The 21,739-nt window shown below is 59.8% G+C and carries 20 protein-coding genes; 10 read left to right on the plus strand and 10 right to left on the minus strand.

Annotated features, from left to right (window positions below; all coding sequences use genetic code 11):
• The first annotated feature begins 204 nt into the window (after positions 1–204).
• From queC to queF, 4 genes are read left to right on the plus strand one after another with little or no spacing between them, the layout of a single operon-like run.
• On the plus strand, positions 205–906 hold the full coding sequence (gene queC, locus AB1495_RS14400; protein WP_074634851.1) for a 7-cyano-7-deazaguanine synthase QueC: 702 nt from the start codon (positions 205–207) through the stop codon (positions 904–906).
• Entirely contained in the window at positions 906–1,259 is a 354-nt protein-coding gene (gene queD, locus AB1495_RS14405) for a 6-carboxytetrahydropterin synthase QueD (protein WP_009824714.1), read from the plus strand. The genes queC and queD overlap by 1 nt, the downstream gene beginning before the upstream one ends.
• Positions 1,256–1,966 carry a 7-carboxy-7-deazaguanine synthase QueE gene (queE, locus tag AB1495_RS14410; protein ID WP_074634850.1) on the plus strand — a complete coding sequence of 237 codons (711 nt, stop codon included), beginning with the start codon at positions 1,256–1,258 and terminating at the stop codon, positions 1,964–1,966. The genes queD and queE overlap by 4 nt, the downstream gene beginning before the upstream one ends.
• Positions 1,967–1,984: 18 nt before the next feature.
• Positions 1,985–2,446, plus strand: coding sequence for a preQ(1) synthase (gene queF / locus AB1495_RS14415; protein WP_074634849.1), 462 nt, complete (start codon positions 1,985–1,987; stop codon positions 2,444–2,446).
• A gap of 606 nt (positions 2,447–3,052) precedes the next feature.
• Here queF and AB1495_RS14420 read toward each other — a convergent pair.
• The gene (locus AB1495_RS14420) at positions 3,053–4,678 is read right to left on the minus strand and encodes a long-chain fatty acid--CoA ligase (RefSeq protein WP_037944362.1); all 1,626 of its coding nucleotides are present in this window, start codon (positions 4,676–4,678) and stop codon (positions 3,053–3,055) included.
• Between the two features lie 88 nt (positions 4,679–4,766).
• Between AB1495_RS14420 and AB1495_RS14425 the strand changes: the two genes are divergently transcribed.
• Both AB1495_RS14425 and AB1495_RS14430 read left to right on the plus strand, forming a co-directional pair.
• Positions 4,767–5,246, plus strand: a complete 480-nt coding sequence (locus AB1495_RS14425) for a thioesterase family protein (protein WP_005853740.1) — start codon at positions 4,767–4,769, stop codon at positions 5,244–5,246.
• Between the two features lie 36 nt (positions 5,247–5,282).
• Positions 5,283–5,735, plus strand: a complete 453-nt coding sequence (locus AB1495_RS14430; RefSeq protein WP_074634848.1) for a GNAT family N-acetyltransferase — start codon at positions 5,283–5,285, stop codon at positions 5,733–5,735.
• A gap of 86 nt (positions 5,736–5,821) precedes the next feature.
• Here the strand turns inward: AB1495_RS14430 and pgi are convergent, their stop codons facing one another.
• From pgi to zwf, 3 genes are read right to left on the minus strand one after another with little or no spacing between them, the layout of a single operon-like run.
• Positions 5,822–7,411 carry a glucose-6-phosphate isomerase gene (gene pgi, locus AB1495_RS14435; protein ID WP_074634847.1) on the minus strand — a complete coding sequence of 530 codons (1,590 nt, stop codon included), beginning with the start codon at positions 7,409–7,411 and terminating at the stop codon, positions 5,822–5,824.
• Positions 7,408–8,079 carry a 6-phosphogluconolactonase gene (gene pgl / locus AB1495_RS14440; RefSeq protein WP_074634846.1) on the minus strand — a complete coding sequence of 224 codons (672 nt, stop codon included), beginning with the start codon at positions 8,077–8,079 and terminating at the stop codon, positions 7,408–7,410. The genes pgi and pgl overlap by 4 nt, the downstream gene beginning before the upstream one ends.
• On the minus strand, positions 8,076–9,545 hold the full coding sequence (gene zwf / locus AB1495_RS14445) for a glucose-6-phosphate dehydrogenase (protein ID WP_064216451.1): 1,470 nt from the start codon (positions 9,543–9,545) through the stop codon (positions 8,076–8,078). Before zwf ends, pgl begins: the two co-directional genes overlap by 4 nt.
• Before the next feature lie 177 nt (positions 9,546–9,722).
• On the opposite strand from zwf, the gene AB1495_RS14450 reads away from it, so the two are divergent.
• Positions 9,723–10,670, plus strand: a complete 948-nt coding sequence (locus AB1495_RS14450; protein ID WP_009824723.1) for a radical SAM protein — start codon at positions 9,723–9,725, stop codon at positions 10,668–10,670.
• Positions 10,671–10,688: 18 nt separating this feature from the next.
• On the opposite strand, the gene AB1495_RS14455 is transcribed toward AB1495_RS14450, so the two are convergent.
• On the minus strand, positions 10,689–11,750 hold the full coding sequence (locus AB1495_RS14455) for a DUF2855 family protein (protein ID WP_074634845.1): 1,062 nt from the start codon (positions 11,748–11,750) through the stop codon (positions 10,689–10,691).
• Between the two features lie 239 nt (positions 11,751–11,989).
• Here AB1495_RS14455 and gyrA point away from each other — a divergent pair, with 239 nt between their 5' ends.
• Entirely contained in the window at positions 11,990–14,746 is a 2,757-nt protein-coding gene (gyrA, locus tag AB1495_RS14460) for a DNA gyrase subunit A (RefSeq protein ID WP_074634844.1), read from the plus strand.
• Between the two features lie 140 nt (positions 14,747–14,886).
• Here gyrA and AB1495_RS14465 read toward each other — a convergent pair whose 3' ends face one another.
• The 4 genes from AB1495_RS14465 to AB1495_RS14480 form a co-directional block, all read right to left on the minus strand.
• Positions 14,887–15,228 carry a hypothetical protein gene (locus AB1495_RS14465; RefSeq protein WP_037944371.1) on the minus strand — a complete coding sequence of 114 codons (342 nt, stop codon included), beginning with the start codon at positions 15,226–15,228 and terminating at the stop codon, positions 14,887–14,889.
• A gap of 142 nt (positions 15,229–15,370) precedes the next feature.
• Positions 15,371–16,846, minus strand: a complete 1,476-nt coding sequence (locus AB1495_RS14470) for a carboxypeptidase M32 (protein ID WP_074634843.1) — start codon at positions 16,844–16,846, stop codon at positions 15,371–15,373.
• On the minus strand, positions 16,846–17,997 hold the full coding sequence (gene ctaA / locus AB1495_RS14475) for a heme A synthase (RefSeq protein WP_037944373.1): 1,152 nt from the start codon (positions 17,995–17,997) through the stop codon (positions 16,846–16,848). Before ctaA ends, AB1495_RS14470 begins: the two co-directional genes overlap by 1 nt.
• 55 nt (positions 17,998–18,052) lie before the next feature.
• Entirely contained in the window at positions 18,053–18,805 is a 753-nt protein-coding gene (locus AB1495_RS14480; RefSeq protein ID WP_064216445.1) for an RNA methyltransferase, read from the minus strand.
• Positions 18,806–18,961: 156 nt separating this feature from the next.
• Between AB1495_RS14480 and AB1495_RS14485 the strand changes: the two genes are divergently transcribed.
• A complete protein-coding gene (locus AB1495_RS14485) occupies positions 18,962–19,582 on the plus strand; it encodes a thiamine phosphate synthase (RefSeq protein ID WP_074634842.1) in 621 nt (206 codons plus the stop codon).
• Between the two features lie 16 nt (positions 19,583–19,598).
• On the opposite strand, the gene AB1495_RS14490 is transcribed toward AB1495_RS14485, so the two are convergent.
• Positions 19,599–20,924: a HupE/UreJ family protein gene (locus AB1495_RS14490; protein WP_074634841.1), complete on the minus strand. Its 1,326-nt coding sequence runs from the start codon at positions 20,922–20,924 to the stop codon at positions 19,599–19,601.
• On the opposite strand from AB1495_RS14490, the gene AB1495_RS14495 reads away from it, so the two are divergent.
• Entirely contained in the window at positions 20,923–21,738 is an 816-nt protein-coding gene (locus AB1495_RS14495; protein WP_074634840.1) for a DUF4198 domain-containing protein, read from the plus strand. The two genes, AB1495_RS14490 and AB1495_RS14495, sit on opposite strands and share 2 nt — an antisense overlap.
• The last annotated feature ends 1 nt before the right edge of the window (position 21,739 follow it).

Below are 21,739 nucleotides of genomic sequence, written 5' to 3' on the forward strand. Positions count from 1 at the left end.
GCGGGCACCTCCCACCCGTTCGCGGGACGAATGCGCCGTGCCGCCAGACCCCACCGGTCTGGAGATTTTTCTATGAGTGACGCTGCGAATGCGACATTTCGCGCCAAATCCGCCGCATTGCCCCCCTTGGCATCCCTGATCGTCTCGTCTATCAGGCACCTTCCCGGTCGCAGCCTACCCGGGTATCAAAACAAGGGTTAAGAAATGAAAACGATTGTCATCTGCTCCGGCGGATTGGATTCTGTGTCGCTCGCTCATATGGTGGCGGCCAAGCGCAAGCTGACGGGGCTCGTGTCTTTCGACTACGGCCAACGTCACCGCAAGGAACTAGACTATGCCGCGCTTTGCGCCAAACGTCTGGATGTTCCCCATGACATCATCGATATGCGCGGGATCGGTGCGGCGCTGACCGGATCCGCGCTGACCGATGATGTCGATGTACCCGACGGGCATTACGCCGAAGAAACGATGCGGGTCACCGTTGTCCCCAACCGGAATGCGATCATGCTGACGGTCGCCTATGGCATTGCCGCCGCACGGGGGGATCAGGCGGTCGCAACCGCGGTGCATGGGGGCGATCACTTTATCTACCCCGACTGCCGCCCCGATTTCACCCAAGCGTTTGAATTCATGCAATATATGGCGCTGGACGGCTATGCTGATGTATCGCTTTACACGCCTTTCGTGCACCGTTCAAAAGCGGATATCGTGACCGAAGGCCAGCGCCATAACACCCCCTTTGCCGAAACGTGGTCTTGCTATAAGGGCGGCGTGCATCACTGCGGGCGCTGTGGCACCTGCGTGGAACGGCGCGAGGCTTTCGATCTGGCGGGGGTTGCCGACCCGACCCAATATGACGACCCCGATTTCTGGGCCGAAGCGGTCAAGCGGAAGATCCTCACCTGATGTATACCATTACGAAAGAGTTCCATTTCTCCGCCTCACATCAGCTGTCGCATCTGCCCGATGGCCACCAATGCGCCCGCCTGCACGGGCATAACTATGTCGTGGTGGTGGAGCTTCGGGCCAAAGAGCTGAACGCCGACGGTTTCGTTCGCGACTACGGAGAGCTGAAGCCGCTCAAGACCTATATAGACGAGACTTTCGATCACCGTCACCTCAACGACGTGCTGGATTTTGTCTCCACCGGCGAGAATATGGCGCGTCATCTCTATGAATGGTGCGCGCAGCATTGGCCCGAAACCACCGCCGTCAAAGTCAGCGAGACGCCAAAGACCTGGGCAGAGTACCGGCCATGAGCCAGCTGCGCATCGCCGAGGTGTTCGGCCCCACGATACAGGGCGAAGGCGCGCTGATCGGTGAACCCACCGTCTTTGTGCGCACGGGCGGCTGTGACTATCGCTGCGCGTGGTGTGACAGCATGCACGCGGTCGACCCGGCATTCCGCCATGACTGGGCCAGCATGTCGACCGACGCGGTCTGGCAAGAGGTGCAGCGCCTGTCGGACAACACGCCGCTGACCGTATCCTTGTCAGGCGGCAACCCCGCCATTCAGGACTTCGCGCCCTTGATCCAATTGGGTCATGCCGCCGGCTACCGTTTTGCCTGCGAGACGCAAGGCTCCATCGCGAAGCCGTGGTTCGGGCAGCTGGATTGTCTTGTGCTGAGCCCGAAACCACCATCCAGCGGCGAGACGGTGGATTGGGCCGCTTTCGACCGTTGCGTTGCAGCTGGCGAAACGGCGGCCCAGACGGTGATGAAGATCGTGATATTCGACGACGCGGATTACGATTGGGCCCGCGACGCCGCCACCCGCTACGCCGAACTGCCGCTTTATCTGCAACCGGGCAACGACGAGGTCGACCCCAGCGTCGCTATCGATCCGCAGGTGCTGGCGGATAAGCTATTGTGGCTGGTGGACAAAACCATGGCAGATCGCTGGTTCACGCCGCGCCTGCTGCCGCAACTACATGTATTGCTATGGGGCAACAAACGCGGGGTCTGACCCGCCACCGGAGGATTTATGGAAACGATTTACAGCGATTTGCAGCAGCTTGGCGGCAAGACAGAGCTTCCCGCCTCGCCCGAAGAAGCGATGCTCGAGAAAGTCGCGAACCCTCAGGCCGATGTCGATTATTGCGTGCGCTTCACCGCGCCCGAGTTCACCTCGCTTTGCCCGATGACCGGCCAACCCGACTTTGCGCATCTAGTGATTGACTATGTACCGGATCAGTATCTGGTCGAATCCAAATCGCTCAAGCTTTACCTGGGCGCATTTCGCAACCACGGTGCCTTTCACGAGGATTGCACCGTCTCTATCGGGCGCCGTCTGGTAGAGCTGTTGTCGCCCCGCTGGCTGCGCATCGGCGGCTATTGGTATCCGCGCGGAGGCATCCCCATCGACGTGTTCTGGCAAACGGGCGAGACCCCCAATAGCGTCTGGATTCCCGATCAAGGCGTGCCGCCCTATCGCGGGCGCGGATGAAGCGAGAGAAGCCCCAGCACTACCTAAGGTAGATCAAAGCCGCGCAACGAGTGCCTCGTTGCGCGGCTTTTTTGTGCTCGGATTTCTCGGCATATTCTTATGCCAAACCTGCCGATTACCTTTAGATATGAGTGCAAAGCCCGGCGATCAGTCAGCCCCGTCTCGCAAGACCAAGAACAACTAAAACGTGTTACCGCACGTAAGCTGTTAGCCTTAAAGGTTATTTATCGCTAGACATTGCACTTTTAAATTGCGTTAATATTTCGATAGCGAGTGATTTCAGTACGAGTATCGATTTTTACACTTCGCCAAGTTTTTTTGGCAGACATTTCAGGTGACACATGTTTTCGAAGCTCGTCCGGGCGCTTTCGCGCGTGCCGTGCAAATTTGGTATTCATCGCTGGCGTGACAGTACGACCATGCCCCAAAAAGTCTGTACGAGGTGCCACTGTCGGCGACAGACCTACGTTTAAGGTCAATGTCTCCGCTTCATAAGGCGCCCTTCTGAAGACCGCATATAACGCTCCTGCCCCGCATATATTCTATACTGTGGGACAGAAGAAAGCTCAGTCACCGGGGCAGCGGCCTGCCCCGGTGAAGCATTCATCAGCCGTTGATCAGCACTTCGCCGAAGCTTTCGCGCAGATCACGTTTCAACACCTTGCCGGTCGCGTTGCGCGGCAATGCGTCGGTAAATACGACGCGATCAGGGATCTGCCATTTGGCGATCTTGTCTTCGAAGATCGACAGAATCTCTGCCTCGCTCGGGTCCTGGCCTTCGGCTTTCACCGCAATCAGGATCGGACGTTCGTCCCATTTTTCGTGACGGGCCCCGATGACGGCCGCATCCGCGATTTGCGGGTGACCGATCGCGATGTTTTCAAGCTCGACCGAGCTGATCCATTCGCCGCCCGACTTGATGATGTCTTTTGACCGATCACGGATCGTGACATAGCCGTCAGGGTCCATTGTCGCCACATCGCCCGTGTCGAACCAACCGTCCTTGTTCAGCGTCTCGCTGCGGGTCTTGCGGAAATAGCTGTCGAGAATCCAGTAGCCCTTGGTGACCAGATCGCCCTGTGTCACGCCGTCATGTGCCACGGGGTTACCGTCGTCATCAAGGATTTCAAGATCCACACCAAAGACCGGACGACCCTGATTTTCGCGCAGCTTGTTTTGCGCGTCGGCAGGAAGCTTGGTGTGTTTGGCCAGCAGCTGGTTGATGCTGCCGACGGGCGACATCTCTGTCATGCCCCAGGCGTGGATCGTCTCTACCCCGTATTTCTCGCGGAAGGCGGTCATCATCGACGGCGGGCAGGCAGAGCCGCCAACAACCGTGCGCTGCAGGCTTTCCAGCTTGCTGCCGATCTTATCCGCCTCGTTCAGCAGCCCCAGCCAGATGGTTGGAACGCCAAGCGCCAGCGACACATGGTTGGTGTCGATCAGTTTCACCAGAGACGGGCCATCCAGACCGGGACCGGGCATTACCATCGCCGCGCCAACCATAGCGCAGGCATAGGGCGCGCCCCAGGCGTTGACGTGGAACATCGGCACGACGGGCAGCACCACATCCTTGGCCGTGATCGCAATGCTGTCGGCCAGGTTGATCCCGAAGCTGTGCAACACGGTCGAACGGTGTGAATACAGAACGCCCTTGGGGTTACCCGTGGTGCCCGAAGTGTAGCACAGGCTGGAGGCGGTGTTCTCGTCCAGATCCGGCCAGATGAACTCGGGGTCGCCGCTGGCGATCAGGTCGTCATAGAACTTGATCCCGGGCAGTTGCGCGGCGGCTTCTTCGTCGGTGCCTTCCATCAGCACGACATGCTCAAGATGTTCAAGCTTGTCCTGAATGCCTGCGATCAGCGGCACAAACGTCTTGTCGATGAACAGCACCTTATCTTCGGCGTGGTTCAGGATATAGACAAGCTGTTCGGGGAAAAGACGCGGGTTAATGGTGTGGCAGACGAAACCGCCGCCCGATGCACCAAAGTAGATTTCGAGGTGACGGCGGTTGTTCCAAGCGATGGTGCCGCAGCGCGCCTGCGGGTCCAGCCCCAGATTTGTCAGCGCAGAAGCCAGCGCACGGGCGTTGCGCGCGACTTGACCCCAAGAGGTCTGCTCCAACCCGCCGGTGGTCTTGACAGAGACAATCTCTGTCTCGCCGTGAAAGCGTTGTGCGTGTTCGATCAAGCTCGAAATCAGCAGCGGTTTATTCATCATTTGGCCAAGCATGGCGCATCCTCCCAATTACTCGTTGGGTGCAAAATGGACAAATCACCCCAGTCTTGCAAGCGCCCTCATTGCTGCTTACGCAGGGTTCATGACAGTTATTTATCACACGCCCCTTTCCCCCGATCAGCAACGCGCCGCCGGTATGCCGACACCGCAACCGCTGGCCATGGCAGATCAGGTCCGCTTCTCTGATCTGGACACCAACAACCACGTCAATAACACCGTCTATTTTGAATGGTTCGAACGGCTGCGCATCCGCTATACGCAGTCATTGGTAGAACGCGGGCTGATCGACAGCCCCGGCCCGCGCGTGGTGATCCGGTCAGGGTCGATCCGCTATCTGCAAGAGATGCTGGAGCGCGAGAATTACATCGTGACCTGCCGCTGCACCAGCTTTCGCAACACCTCTTACGCTTTGGCGCAAGAGGTTTGGGTAGGCCGCGAACTGCGGGCCACGTTCGAGTGTATTTTGGTGCTGCTGGAACGGGACGGCTCCGGTCGGTATCCCCTGCCCGACCGTTTGAAACAATATTTTGAGCAGACTGAAAACGCCCGCCCCGAGGGGTAATCGCCGCGCGCGCGTGCATCGAAAGGAACATAAGCTATGACACTCACCACCCGCCCGATGGAGGCCGCGGATCGCAGCGCTTGGGAAGCGCTCTTTGCCGGCTACGCCGCTTTCTACAAGGTCGATCAGACGCCGCAGATGCGTGAAACCGTCTTTGGCTGGCTGATGGACGCCGCTCACGGCAGCAATTGCATCGTGGCACAGGATGCCAGCGGCGCGCTTGTCGGGTTTACCCATTACCGCCCCTTTGTCAGCCAGCTGCGCGCGGCGACGAACTGTTTTCTGGATGATCTGTTTGTCAGCCCGCAGGCCCGCGGGTCCGGAGCCGCACAGGCGCTGATCAAAGCGGTTGAGACGGTGGCGAAAAACAACGGCTGGGGCACGCTGCGCTGGATCACAGCAGAGGATAACTATCGCGGGCGTGGGGCCTACGACAAGCTGGCGACCCGCACGGGCTGGGTGACCTATGACATCGCGCTGAACGGGTAAACTGCAGCGCTGTGCGCGAGATTGGGGATGAGGGGCGCTGCCCCTCACACTCCCCGGAGTTTATTTGGCAAAATGAAGCCGTGATCCTAATCGGCGTGTTTTGCAATAAAGGCGACAAGAGCGGCGGTTGAGCCGTCTTTATCGGTCGCAGGTGCCGCGCCCTCGACGATGGGTTGCAATGAGGTGGCGAGCTCTTTGCCCAGTTCCACACCCCATTGATCGTAGGAATTGATGCCCAGGATGACCCCTTCCACAAAGACGCGATGTTCATACAGCGCGATGATCTGCCCCAGGGTGAACGGGTCGAGCAGAGGGTAGCTGAGCGTGGTCGACGGGCGGTTACCGGGGAAGACGCGGTGGCGCGCCTGACGGTCCAGCTCGGCACCGGTCAGACCTTTTGCCGCCATCAGCTCTGACGCTTCTTGCAAGGATCGCCCGCGCATCAATGCTTCGGATTGCGCAAGACAATTGGCGATCAGCAGCTTGTGGTGGTGCGTCAGGTCCGGCTCGTGCCCATTGGCCGCGATCAGGAATTCGCAAGGAATGACGCGGGTGCCTTGGTGGATCAGCTGGTAGAACGCGTGCTGGCCATTGGTGCCCGCAGCCCCCCAGACGACGGGACCCGTGTGATAGGGCGCCGTGGTGCCGTCCATCAGGGTCGACTTGCCGTTGGATTCCATTTCAAGCTGCTGGAGGTAATCGGGCAGTTGCCCCAACCGCTGGTCATAGGGCAGCACAGCGCGGGTGGCATAGCCGCAGATCTGATTATGCCAGATGCCGACCAAGGCCAGCAGCATGGGCATGTTCTCGTGCGGGGCGGCGGCGCAGAAGTGACGGTCCATCGCCTGCCCGCCGCGCAGAAACGCATCAAAGGCGCGTGGGCCAATGGCGATCATCAGCGACAGGCCGATGGGCCCCCAGACGGAATAGCGCCCACCGACCCAGTCTTCGAAGCCAAAGACCTGATCCGCATCGATACCGAAATCGCTGGTCTTGTCCTGCGCTGTGCTCAGGGCGGCAAACTGCTTTGCCGGATCGCCGTCATTCTCTGTCATCCACGCGCGTGCGGTACGGGCGTTGGTCATCGTCTCGATCGTGGTGAAGGTCTTGGAAGCGACGATCACCAATGTGGTTTTCGCATCAAGCCCGCGGAGCGTGTCCGAGATATGCGCCCCGTCGACATTCGACACGAAGTGGCAGCGCGGCCCGTCATGATAGGGCGAGAGCGCCTGCACCGCCATCGCGGGCCCAAGATCGGACCCGCCGATACCGATATTCACCACATCCGTAATGTCGCTGCTGCGGATCTGATCCGCGAAACCGCGCATCCGGTCGAGCGTATCATGAACGCCGGGCATCACATCCGCCCCATCCACCATCACCGCCCCGCCATCAAGATTGCGCAGCGCCGTGTGCAGTACCGCGCGGTCTTCGGTCTCGTTGATCTTTTCGCCTGCGAACATCGCATCGCGACGCGCGGGCACGTCCGCGGCATCGATCAGCGCCAGCAGCGCATCCATCGTATCGCGGTCAAGGTTGGTTTTGGAGAAGTCGAACAACATGTCGCCGGTCTGCGCGCTGAACGTCTGGGCGCGATCGGCTGTGTCGAACAACGACAGGATAGAGCGGTCTTGCACCGCCGCCTGCATACGGATCAAATCATCAAAATGCGTCATGGTGCCCAATGTACTGTTGCCTCGTTCAATACTGCGCCGATGGGGGCCTGAAGGGCCGGCAGGCTTTGCGCCTGTTCCACCGCTGCGCGTTTTTCATCGCCAAAGATCACAAGATGTTTTGACATTGCGCCTTCCAGCACCCTGCGCGACAGGGTGATACGCCCGATGTCCTGCCCGTCGACATCGATCGGGCAGAGCGCCGGCGCGTCCGCGGCCATTGCCGCCTCAAGCCCGTTGGAACCCGGAAAGAGCGAGGCCGTGTGCATATCCGCGCCCATGCCCAGCAACAGCACCGACAGCGGCAATCGGGATTCGATCTTGGGGGACAGTGTTTCTGCGGCCTCGGCCGAGGTCAGCCCGTCGATGTAGAACGGGGTGAACGCTGCCTCGGCCGCGCGCCCCACCAGCAAGCGATTGCGCAAGAGCCGCGCGTTCGACATCTCGTGGTCGGGGGCGACCCAGCGTTCGTCACCCAGCATGACCTGCACCCGCGCCCAATCAAGATTGGCCGCGCTGAGGCTGTCAAAGATCGGCCCCGGGGTTGTTCCGCCCGGCACCGCAAAGCTGACCGTGTCATGGGACAAAAGGGCGTTCTTCAGCTCCCCCGCGATCAGATTGGCGAGGTCCATCGCAAGGACTTCGCGGTCGGCATATTCGATCAACCTCATGCAGAATACTCCCGCCATTGGCGCTGGTCACGGCGCATCAGTTCGTTGGCATCTGTCGGGCCGTCGGACCCGCTGTCGTAGGGTTTGGGCACGTCATTGCGCGCTTCCCAGCCCTGGATGATCGGGTCGGTCCAGGCCCAAGCGGCCTCTACCTCGTCGCCGCGCATGAACAGGGTCTGGTTGCCACGGATCACGTCCATGATCAGACGTTCATAGGCGTCTACCTGTTCGGAGCCTTCAGGCCCCAAAGCGTCGGCGAATGTCATATCCAAGGGCACGTCCACCAAACGCATGCCGCCCGGGCCCGGTTCCTTGATCGTCACGCCAAGGGTGATGCCTTCGTTCGGCTGCAAACGGATCGACAGAACATTGCGGTGGCGGCCTGCGTCTTCGGCAAAAATCGAATGGGGCGTTTCCTTGAAGACGACCGTGATCTCGGAGGACCGCGCCGCCATGCGTTTGCCGGTGCGTAGGTAAAAAGGCGTGCCAGCCCACCGCCAGTTACTGATGTGGGTTTTCAGCGCGACGAAGCTTTCGGTGCGCGAGCGTGGATCCCCCACAGCGGTACGGTAACCGGGTTGTTCGGCCTCGTTGCACGGTTCTGCCTGATATTGACCGCGGGCGATGTGGTGCGGCAGCACAGGGTCGAGCGCGCGGATCACCTTGAGCTTTTCATCGCGGACCGCGTCGGGGTCAAACCGCGCGGGCGGCTCCATCGCGATCAGGCACAAAAGCTGCATCAGGTGGTTTTGCACCATATCGCGCATGGCACCTGATTTGTCGTAATATTCGCCCCTGCCCCCGACGCCGACGGTTTCGGCCACGGTGATCTGGATGTGATCGACATATTGGCTGTTCCACAGCGGCTCGAACAGCATGTTGCCAAACCGCACAGCCATCAGGTTTTGCACCGTCTCTTTACCCAGATAGTGGTCGATCCGGTAGATCTGGCTTTCGTCGAAATACTTGGCGAGCGTGGCGTTAAGCGCCTGCGCGGTTTTCAGGTCGCGGCCAAAGGGCTTTTCGACGACGATCCGGCTTTGCGCGTCAGCCATGCCCCATTGTTGCAGACGTTCCGCCAGATCACCGAACAAAGCGGGCGAGACGGAAAAATAATAGGCCTCTACCCGTTCGGTCCCGGCCATGAGCTTTTGCAGCTCGGCCCAGCCGTCCTCGCCTTTCGCGTCAATCGCGACATATTCCAGCCGGTCGATGAACCCGTCCAGCTGCGCCTTCTCGTGCTCGAAGTCACCGTTGAATTCGGCAATGGCCTCGCGGATCATCTGCTGGTAGCCCGCGCGGTCCATTTCTGTGCGCGCGGCACCAATGACACGGGCGTTTTCGGGCATCTGCCCCGCACAAAAGCGCCGGAACAAGCCCGGCAGGATCTTGCGGCGCGCCAGATCGCCTGTGCCGCCGAAAATCACCAGATCAAAAGGATCGACCGGAATGACGCGTGATACCATGTGGATGCTCCTTGTCGCGAGGCTACGACGTTTGGGTGCCGAGATGTGATGTTAGCGCAAACATACTGAGATTTCCGTTTTTCACAAGTCTGTGCACCAAATGACACGGGGTTTTATTGCGCATACCATTCGCATAGACAAAGAAAAGTAATTTATACAGGTGAGGCTCGGTTTCCTATGAAAGACGTTGTCGACGCAAATATCGGTAAATTTCAGGATCCTGCCCTGACGGCCAAGGGCGAACCCCGCGCGACTGTCAGCCTGACAAACCCGCAGACGCTGTGGTTCAACACCGGCACCCTGTGCAACATTGAATGTGTGAACTGCTATATCGCGTCCAGCCCCACGAATGATGCGCTGGTCTATATCACCGCCGACGAGGTGCGCGATTATCTGGGGCAAATCACGCAGCGCAACTGGCCAGTGACAGAGATTGCCTTTACCGGCGGCGAGCCGTTCATGAACCCGCAGATGATCGAGATCACCGAAGCCTCGCTGGCCGCCGGATATGACGTGCTGATCCTGACCAACGCTATGCGCCCGATGATGCGTAAATCCGTGCAAGCGGGGCTGGTGCGCCTGAACGAAGCCTATCCCGGCAAGCTGACATTGCGCATTTCCGTGGATCACTACCGCACCGATCTGCATGACGCAGAGCGCGGCGCGGGCGCGCTGGAAAAGACAGTGACCGGCATGAAATGGCTGCGCGATAATAACATCCGCATGGCCGTTGCAGGGCGGTCGGTTTTTGGCGCCACAGACGAAGACAGCCGCGCCGGATACGGGGCTTTCTATGCTGAACACAGCTTTGACATCGACCCGCAAGACCCTGGGATGACAGTGCTTTTCCCTGAGATGGATGAAACCGTCGAAGTGCCCGAAATCACCACCGCTTGCTGGGGAATCCTGGATAAATCCCCCGACGCGGTGATGTGTTCAAGCTCGCGTATGGTGGTAAAGCGCAAAGGTGCGGCGACCCCTGCCGTGCTGGCCTGCACCCTGCTGCCCTACACCGAAGAGTTCGAGCTGGGCCATTCGCTGGAAGAGGCGGAAAAAGACGTAGCCCTGAACCACCCTCATTGCGCCAAATTCTGTGTCTTGGGCGGGGCAAGCTGTTCGGCCTGACCCCGCGCACGCACAGCATTAGGGGCGGATGATCGCGCCGACCTTGGGGTCGGCCTCCCCCCGTGCGAGGGTGGCATAGACCTCTTCCGCATCGGCCACGCCGTCATGCACCTGCACCTCCATCCAATCGGATGCGCTGGCCGCGATGCGTTTCCACGCGGCGGTGATCTGCGCCTCGATCTTGCCGGGGCCCCATTCCTCGCGGCGTTTGGCGACCTGTGAGGGCGCAAAGAAGAATTGCGGCTTGGGGCCGTCCAACGGCGCTGTCGAGGTAAATTGATCCCAATGGCTCAACCCGACCGCAGAGGAATGTTTTAGCTGATTTTTCAACGTGCTGTGCAGCTTGGCTTTGACCGTACTATTGCCCGACATATCGACATAGACGGAGGGGACGTGGGCCAGCGCGTCGATCTGGTCGTAGGTCAGCACCGTATCGCAATGCCCTAAACCTTCAACAAACGCGCGATTCCCGGCAGATGTGAGGCCCACGATCTTGACCCCGCGCGCCTCTGCCTCGGCGAGGTAGCTGCACAGGCCCAATCCGGTTTTTGACGAGGCGCTGCCCACAATAATCTGCTCTGCGCCGAAGAAGTCATTATCCAGCAGCCAATCGTAGATCAGATAGGACGTCGCCAGCAGCGGTTGCAGCAAGGCGCGCAAGTGATCCTCTGATGCGGGGGCGGTTTTGACGGGCGTGTACTGATTATAAATCAAGGGCAGTTTCGCCCGATGCGCCGCCCCATCCACCAGACCGGCCGCGCCTTGTTCAGGTGTGATCACCAGCTCGGATGCCATTGGATAAAAGCCATACAGGCGCGTTCCGACCTCAAGCACATCTGTGCGGCTTTCGACAACCTTTGCAGTCCCCCACACGGGCACGATCCCCCATCCGTTCTCGGATGTCGGGAAAAACTGCCAATAGCCGATATCGAAACCCGCCGCCGCATAGGTCACGTTGTTCGATGTCACGGCAAAGCTTTCGATCGCAAGACGCGCCTGCCCCGGTGCCAGCGGCTCTCCCTCCGCCTCGAGCATGCGGGTTTCGGTGATTGCGTTTTGATTGACCAATATCTGTTGCACGTAGATGCCTCCCCCTCGTTTTGCTTTAGCCTACCCCAAAAGCGCGGGTTTGAACCACCAATTGACGTTGACGTTACGCCCCAAAAATCACGCCGGATTTAGTATCATTATATTTCAATAACTTAGCCTGATGAGCAAGTGAATCCCCGCCTGCCAAGGCCGCAGGCATTGCACCCGATATGCCCCGTCTGCTATACAAAACCGCAAGATATAGAACCAGCAAGAGCTAGGCAGATTACGTGAACGACACGCCAGAAACCCCTGAAAACGATGACGAAATCCCGGCTACGCGCCCCGTGTATGATGGCCCGTCGGTTAATATCGAACACGAGATGCGGACATCCTATCTGGATTATGCCATGTCGGTCATCGTTTCGCGCGCCATTCCCGACCTGCGAGACGGGCTGAAACCGGTTCACCGCCGCATCATCTATTCGATGTATGAGAAAGGCATTACCCACGATAAGGCCTACCGCAAGTCGGCAAAGTCCGTGGGCGACGTAATGGGCTCCTACCACCCGCATGGCGACAGCGCGATTTATGACGCTCTGGTCCGCATGGCGCAGGACTTCTCTATGTCGCTGCCGCTGATTGACGGTCAGGGTAACTTTGGGTCGATGGACGGCGATAGCGCTGCGGCAATGCGTTATACGGAATCCCGCCTTGATAAGGTCGCGTCCTTCATGACCGGCGATCTGGACAAGGAAACCGTTGATTTCATCGACAACTACGATGGCAAAGAACGCGAACCCACTGTTTTGCCAGCACGGTTCCCGAATATGCTGGTCAATGGCGCGGGCGGTATCGCCGTTGGTATGGCGACCAACATCCCGCCGCATAACTTGGGCGAAGTGATCGACGCCTGTCAGGCCCTGATCGAGAACCCCGATCTGACCTCGGAAGAGCTGATCGAATATATCCCCGGCCCCGACTTCCCCACCGGCGGGATCATGTTGGGTCGTTCGGGCGCGCGCAAAGCCTATCTTGAGGGGCGCGGCAGTGTGATCATGCGGGCCAAGACCCGTGTCGAAGAGATTCGTAAAGACCGTTTCGCCATCGTCATCGACGAGATCTGCTATCAGGTGAACAAATCCACCATGATCGAAAAGATCGCCGAGCAGGTGCGCGAGAAGAAGATCGACGGCATCGCCCATGTACAGGATGAATCTGACCGCAACGGCGTGCGGGTTGTGATCGAGCTGAAGCGCGACGCGACGGCCGAAGTGGTGATGAACCAGCTTTACCGTTTCACCCCGATGCAGACCTATTTCGGCTGTAACATGCTGGCGCTCAACGGCGGCCGGCCCGAACAGCTGACCCTGCGCAAGTTCCTGACATCCTTCATCGATTTCCGCGAAGATGTCGTCGCCCGCCGCACTGCCTATCTGCTGCGCAAAGCGCGTGAACGCAGCCACATCCTGTGTGGTCTGGCCGTGGCCGTTACCAATATCGACGAGGTCGTCGCGACGATCCGGTCCTCCGCCGATGCCGCTGAAGCGCGCGAAAAGCTGATGACACGCCGTTGGCCCGCGGAACAGATCCTGCAATATATCGCATTGATCGACGATCCGACACATACCGCCAATGACGACGGCACCTATAACCTGTCCGAAGCACAGGCCCGCGCCATTCTGGAACTGCGTTTGCAGCGTCTGACGCAGATCGGGGTGAAAGAGGTCACCGACGAGCTGGAAGAACTGGCCAAGAAGATCAAGGAATACCTTGAAATTCTGGGCAGCCGCGAACGGATCATGGGCATTATCTCGGACGAGCTGGCCGAGGTGAAAGACCAGTTTGCCGTGCCGCGCCGCACAGAGATCGTCGACTGGTCCGGCGACATGGACGACGAAGACCTGATCGCGCGCGAGGATATGGTCGTGACCGTAACCTCCGGCGGCTATATCAAACGCACCCCACTGGTCGATTTCCGCAGCCAACGCCGCGGCGGCAAAGGTGTTTCGGGCATGCAAACGAAGGAAGAGGACGTCGTCACCACCCTCTTCGTTGCCAATACCCATACGCAACTGTTGTTCTTCACGACCGACGGCATGGTCTACAAGCTCAAGACCTGGCGCTTGCCCCAAGGCGGGCGCACGTCAAAGGGCAAGGCGATCGTTAATATCCTGCCCATCCCCACCGGCGTTTCCATCGCGGCGATTATGCCCGTGGATCGCGACGAAAAAGAATGGGACGACCTTCAGGTCGTGTTCGCGACATCCGCTGGCACCGTGCGCAGGAACAAACTGTCGGATTTCACCAATGTCATGCGCAACGGCAAGATCGCCATGAAGTTCGAGGACGACCACGCCGACACCACGCTGATCAACGCACGCATCGCGTCGAATGATGATGATGTCATGCTGGTGACCAATTCGGGCCGCGCGATCCGCTTCCCTGCGACGGATGTGCGCGTCTTTAACAGCCGCGCCTCTGTCGGGGTGCGTGGGATCAAGCTGAACGGCGATGACAAGGTCGTCTCCATGTCGATCATCCGTCACTTCGACGCCAGCTCGGAAGAGCGGACGGCCTACCTCAAGATGCGCCGCGCGATGGCCGGTCTGGCCGATGATGCGGAAGGCGACGAAGACGAAGCCCCCGCCGATCCGAATTTCTCGCAAGAGCGCTACGCCGAAATGTCCGCGGCCGAGAACCTGCTGCTAACGATCACCGAAAAAGGCGCGGGCAAACTGTCCTCCAGCCACGACTATCCCGTGCGCGGGCGTGGTGGCCTGGGTGTGACCGCAATGGACAAAGCGATGCGCGGTGGCGATATCGTCGCCTCCTTCCCTGTCGAGATGGATGATCAGATCATGCTCGCGACCTCTAAAGGGCAATCGATTCGCGTCCCGGTAGAGGGGATTTCCTTCCGGTCGCGCAGTGCCGGTGGCGTCAAAGTCTTTGACACCGGACGCGGCGAAGTTGTGGTAAGCGTTGCCTGGATTGCAGACCAAGGTGATGAAACCGGCGACGACGAGATCGCAACGCCTGAGGCGTAAGTCGCCCAACAGAATGTTAAAAGCCGCCCCTCTTCCTGAGTGGGCGGCTTTTTTCTTTGCGCGCTACGGATTGCAAACCCATAAAAAAACGCCCCCGAGGGGGCGTTCTCGAAACTCTCAGATCGTCAGATCTGTATTGCTTACGTACCGTTGGAACCGTTTGTGCCGTTTGCGTCGTCATCGTTGCTTGCGATAACTGCGACAGCAACGATAACCGCTGCGATACCACCGGCCGCGGCGGGGCTCAGGCCCTCAAAGCCAACGCCACCAGCGGCGCTTGGATCGATGCAACGACGTGCAATGATGCCATCGATTTCGGTAGGTGCTTGGCAAGCGTAGGTAACGCCGTTTTCGCCAACAACTGTGGTTGGGTAGCCGGCAACGCCGGAATCACCACCAACAGCGGCTTGGGTTGTAACTTGGGCGGAAGCTGCGCCGGCAGTCATCAAAAGCGCGGCGGCGAATGCTGTGAAGCGTGTCATAATAATTTCTCCAGTTTGCGAAGGTCAAAAATCTTGATCATCATATCGCATATTTCAGGCGCAATAGCAAACTTGATATTGACGCTAGGGTCATCAGATCAAGTAAATGCAATTCAACCGACCGTTTTCGGGCTCGGCCAGACTATAATGCATATAGAGTGCTGAATTTCTCCGTCAAATAAGAAAGCAAGGGGGCCTCGCTCGGCTGCTCTCCGGTGGCGCGCGTGATCAGATCCCGCGGGGCGTAAAGCCCGCCGTGGCGCTGGACATTCTCGCGCAGCCAGCCCGTCGCCGCAGAGGTATCGCCCTGCGCCAATTGCGCATCCAGTTCCGGTACATCGCGGCGCAGCGCCGTATTCAGGCACCCGGCATAGACGTTGCCCAAGGAATATGTCGGGAAATAGCCGAACAACCCGACTGACCAATGCACATCCTGCAACACCCCGTTCGAGGGCCGGTCAACCGCATAGCCGAAATCGGCCTCGAACCTGTCGTTCCACGCGGCTTCCAGATCACCGACCTGCAGATCACCGGCCATCAAAGCGCGCTCCAGATCAAACCGCAAAAGCACGTGCAGATTGTATTGCAGCTCGTCGGCCTCGGTCCGGATATAGCCGTCAGAGACACGGTTCACGATGCGGTAGAAGGTTTCTTCATCCGCCACGCCAAAATCACCGAAGGCATCGCGCATCTGACCATACAACCAGCCGGTAAAGGCACGGCTGCGCCCAAGCTGGTTTTCATAGATCCGGCTTTGACTTTCGTGCACCCCCATAGACACACCCGCCCCAAGCGGCGTCAAAAGGTAGTCCTTGTCGATGCCCTGCTCGTAGCAGGCATGCCCGACCTCGTGGATGGTGGAATAAAAACAGTTGAACGGGTCCAGCTCGTTGGTGCGTGTGGTGATCCGAACATCAAGCCCCGACCCGCTTGAGAACGGATGCACGGCCTTGTCGACACGCCCCATGGACATATCATAGCCGAAGGTGGTGGCGAGCTGACGTGTCAGCTTCATCTGGGTCTCCGCGTCAAAGCGGCCCTCTAGCACCGGCGGTGCTTCGGCGGCGCGCACGGCTTCGCGCAGGCGCGTCAGCTCGGGGCGCAATGCGCCGAACATCGCCTCCAGCTCGGCAGCACGCGCACCGGGTTCATAATCATCCAGCATCGCGTCATAGACATCGCCGCCAGCAGCCAGCGCCTGCCCTTCTTCGCGCTTCAACGCGATCACCTCGGTCAGGGTCGGGGCAAAGGCCGCGACATCATCGGCGGCGCGCGCCTCGGCCCAGATGCCCTGCGCTTCCGAGGTGACCCGCGCGATCCGGGCGGCCAGCGCTGCGGGCACTTTAGAGCTGCGCGCGTGACTGCGACGGATGTCACGCAGCTGCGCTTGTCCGACGGGGTTCAGCGCCGCTTCGTCGATCCTGTCCAGCCATTCGGGAACGCGCGGATCAACACGGCGCGCATGAAGCACGCCTTCCATTGCCGCCATCTCCTCGCCACGCTGCGGGGCCGCCCCGCGTGGCATGACGGTCTCCTGATCCCAACCCAACCGGCCCGCGACCTGTGCCAGCGCCTCGGTTTCGCGCTGGAACGCCATCAGCTCATCAAAAGCACTCATCAGGATTTACCTCGTACAGATGTCGGAATGGGATAGGCGCTCAGGAAGCGGGCGCGCAGGATCAACACCCACAGCACCACGGCAAGCACCTGATGGAAGATCGCGATATGTACCGGTGCGGCGTTGATCACGGTCACAATGCCCAAGGCGATCTGCCCCAGCATCGCAATCATCATCAGGTTGAACGCTTTGCGCGTATTGGGATGCGCCGACTTACGGCCCCGCAGCCAGACCACGATAGCGAAGGCAAACAGCAGATAGCCCGCCATGCGGTGCATGAACTGCACCAGCCCGGGGTTTTCAAAGAAGTTGCGCCAGACCGGCGTGATGCTGAAGGCGTCAGGCGGAAAGAACTGCCCCTGCATCAGCGGCCAGTCGACAAAGAACCGCCCCGCATCGATCCCCGCGACCAGCGCGCCCAGCAGGATCTGCAGGAAGGCAAAATGCAACAGGCCCGTGGACATGCCGAAAAGCTTCGCCTCCTTGGCGCGTCGCGCCTGCATCAGGTCACGCTCGCTCCGGCCCAAGAGCAACGCATACCAGGTGATGAACCCGAGGATGACAAAGGCAAGCCCCAGATGCGTGGCCAAACGGTAGCTGGCGACATCCAGAACCGCCTCTCCGGTGGTGACGCCCGACGACACCATCCACCAGCCGATCGCACCCTGCAGACCGCCAAGACCGCCCAAGACAAGCAAACGCCCGGACCAGCCAACGGGGATCTGGCGACGCAAGAGAAACCACAAAAACCCGACAGCCCAGACCAGACCGATCACCCGGCCCAACTGCCGGTGGCCCCATTCCCACCAGTATATTGCTTTGAAATCAGACAGTTCCATCCAGGAGTTCTGGACCTGGAACTCGTCAATCTCTTGGTATTTGGCGAATTCCGACTGCCAGTCCGCCTCGTTCATCGGCGGCATAGCTCCGGTAAAGGGCTTCCATTCGGTGATGCTCAGGCCGCTGTCGGTCAATCGGGTCAGACCGCCCACGGCGATCATCACAAAGACCAATGCAAATAGGATGAACAGCCAGATACGGATGCCACGGCGTGCCCCACCCCGCCCGCGGTCAATGCCGCCAGCCTGTGCCACGGGGCGCGTGGCCTGCGCCTCGCCTACGTCCTCGAACAGCTTTCGTTTTTCGGCCATGGTGCCTCTCGTCTGCTAGGGTTTGTGCAGAAGTAGGACACAAGCGCACAAAGGTCTAGCCGCGCTCTTTCCAACGTACCATCTGTCGCAGGGTGCCGTGCAAGGTCTGCACGTCGGCACGGGTCAGCGGCAGGCGCGACCACATGTTGCGCAGATTGATCTTCATGCTGGCGGCCTTGTGCTCGGGGTAGAAAAAGCCGGCGGTGTCGAGACGTTCCTCGAAATGACGTGCGAGATGTTCGATCTCGCTGTTGTCGGCCCAGTCGGTGCCCGCCATCTCGACCTGCTCGGCCACGACATCGCCCTGCGCACGCATCCACTCATAGCCCATCAGCAACACACATTGCGCAAGGTTAAGCGAGGCAAAGGCAGGGTTTACCGGGACCGAGACAATCGCATTCGCGCGGCTGATATCATCATTCTCAAGCCCTGCCCGTTCCGGCCCGAACAGCACCGAGACACGGCGGCCCTCGCGGATCATCTGCGCGGCTTTGGCCATAGCCGCTTCAGGACTATAAACTGGCTTGGTCAGATCTCGATCGCGCGCCGTGGTGGCAAAAACAAAGGCAGCATCGCCCACAGCACCGGCCAGATCATCATAGATCACCGCCTCATCCAGCAACCGCCCCGCACCAGATGCCATAGCAACGGCCGAAGGGTTCGGCCAGCCGTCACGCGGCGCGACAATGCGCATGCGATCAAGGCCAAAGTTCCACATGGCCCGTGCGGCGGCACCGATGTTTTCGCCCATCTGCGGGCGCACAAGCACAAAGGCCGGGATCTGCGGGTGTTCTACTGTATCATTCATGGGCACCTCATACGCGCGCGGCGCGCACCTCGCAAGAACGACGGGGCGCTCCGCGCGCCTTCCAAATGGGAAAAAATCCTCGCCGAAGGCATAAAAGTTTTTCTTTCCCCGCGTGATCCGCTAATTGACGCGCAATAACGCAAAGGACAGCAAGCCATGGATACGCCCGAACAGCCGCAGCTTTACCTGATTACCCCGCCCGAGCTTGAACTCTCCAGCTTCCCCGACCAGCTGGCGCGTGTGCTGGATGCGCATGATGTGGCCTGCGTACGTCTGGCGCTCAGCACCCGTGACGAAGATCGCGTAATGCGCGCGGCGGATGCACTGCGGGGCGTCACCGACGCGCGTGACATTGCGCTGGTGATTGCGGATCACACTTTGCTGGCGGAACGGTTGGGGCTTGATGGCGTGCATCTGTCGGATGCGGCACGCTCCGTGCGTCATGCGCGCAAGACCTTGGGCGATGACGCCATTGTCGGCAGCTTTTGCAACGGCTCGCGTCACGACGGCATGGCCGCAGGCGAAGCGGGTGCGGATTACATCAGCTTTGGTCCGGTGAACGCGTCCCTGCTGGACGATGGCACCCACGCCGAACTAGAGCTATTCCAATGGTGGTCCGAAGTGATCGAAGTGCCGGTCGTCGCCGAAGGCGGGCTCAACACCGATCTGATCCGCGCGCTCACCCCCGTTACCGACTTTTTCGGCATCGGGGATGAAATCTGGACCAGCGAAACACCCCAGCAGGCGCTCGCTGATCTGATTGCCGCGATGAAGTAACCGCGCAGGGCGGGTGTTACAGGAACACCCGCTCTACGAACCAATAGGCCCCGATGACCGCAATCGCGACCGACGCCGGAATGGCGACAAAGCGACGGTAGGGTGCCGCGACCTGACGGAACTGCACCGACAGGAAACACCCGGTAAAGACCAGCGCCAGCGGGATCAGGAACACCGGCACCGGTGCCTCCAGCAGCGCGGCCACGGCGGGCATCGGTACAATGCACAGCGCCAGCGCAATCACCGTCAGCGCCACATAAAGCCCCTTGGTCGCACGCGGGTCGCCCTGCCCGCGCATCACCCGCAGCGCCTGCCAGACACAGAGGAACATGACGGCAATCACGGTGAGCTGCCCGATCTCTACCCCGATGTTGAACCCGATGAGCGCGGGGATGAACTGGTCTTGCGGCAAGCCGAATTCCCCCAGCACCGAGGCAAAACCAAGCCCGTGCAACAGACCAAAGCCAAAGATCACCAGCGGTCTCCACGGGCTGAGCCCTGCAAGAAAGATATTCTCGACCGCGACATAGACGATAGAGGCGGCGATCAACGGCTCGACAATGCTACCGGGGACAGTCACCCAGCCAAGCGCGCCAAGCGCCAATGTCACCGTATGCGCGGCCGTAAACGCCGTGACCTGCCAGACCAGCGGGCGCAGATGTGTCGACAGGAAAAACAACCCCAGCACGAACAAGATATGATCCAGCCCTTTGGGCAGGATGTGGTCAAACCCGACGGGAATATAGCTGGCAAACGCCTCCCACGCGGATTGCTGTCCGCCGCCCGCAAGCAAAATTTCGGGGCTTTCCGCGCCACCGTCCAGATAACCGGTATAGGGGTTTTCGACCCCTTGCTGACGCAGGACCAGCGCGCCCGACCCATCGGGCCATGACACCACCAGCCCGCGCGTGTCTTGCGGCACCATTCCTTGCAGCGACCATTCGGCGATACGGGGCAGTTCTGGGTTCACGTCTTCGGGAAGCGTCAGCGCCACTGCCTCCAGCGCCACAGGCTCCCCATCGGCGCGCAGCAGCGGTAGCGCGTTCCACTGGGCCAGCAATTCCGGCGCACGGGCCGCGACCTCATCGGCGGGCAAGGCACGCAAGCTGTCGTAATCGCTGGCATCTTCGGCATCATTCGTATCAGCCACCGCGTCCAGATCAATGCCGGACATCAGCGCCTCTAGGTTCACGCGCAGATCAAGCGTGACCTGACCGTCGCTGCTTTGCACATCGGCGATGGTCGGCACGACTTCATGCGCCTGCGCGAGCCCTACCAGCCCACTTGACAAAACCAGCACATAGGCCAGCTTGAGTATCAGTTTATAAAAGGTTGTTGTCATGTTTCTGTCCCGTTTCGTACTCGTACTATCATTCTTATTACCAACTTCGGCTGTCACTGCGCATGAATTCTGGCTGGACGCGCCCGCGTATCAAGTACAGCCCGGCACCGAAATAACAACCGACATCCGCAACGGTCAGTTGTTCGAGGGCACACGCCTCGCCTATTTCCCGAACAGCACCGAACGGTTTGACGTGACTTTTGACGGGGAAACCGTGCCGGTCACGGCACGCATGGGCGATATCCCGGCGCTGACGATGACCGCGCCGGATCAGGAAGGGCTGGCAATCGTCGCGCATCAGGCCAAGGCGACAATGCTGACCTATAAAGACTGGCAAACATTCGTCGGATTTACCGTGCACAAGGATTTCATGCAGGCATTGGCCGAGCACCGCTCGAAGGGCTATCCCCAAGACAAGGTGCGCGAACGCTATAGCCGCTATTCCAAGGCACTGATCGCTGTCGGCGACGGACAAGGTGAAGACAAAGCCTTGGGGCTTGAAACCGAATTTGTCGCGCTCACCAACCCCTACACGCTTGCGGCCGATCAGCAGATGGAGGTCGCGCTGACCTACCAGCAAGAGCCGCGCCGCGATGTGCAGGTTGAAGTCTATGAACGCGACGCCGACAAGAACGTCACCGTGACCAAATACCGGACGGATGACGCGGGGCACGTCCAATTTCCGGTTACCGCGGGGATGACCTATCTGGTGGATGCCGTGGTGCTGCGCCCTGCCCCGGACGTGGAAACCACCCCCACCAGCCCCCAATGGGAGAGCCTTTGGGCATCGCTGACATTTGCCGTGCCGGAATAGG

The organism is Sulfitobacter pontiacus (assembly GCF_040790665.1).
In the GTDB taxonomy this organism is placed as follows: Bacteria; Pseudomonadota; Alphaproteobacteria; order Rhodobacterales; family Rhodobacteraceae; genus Sulfitobacter; species Sulfitobacter pontiacus.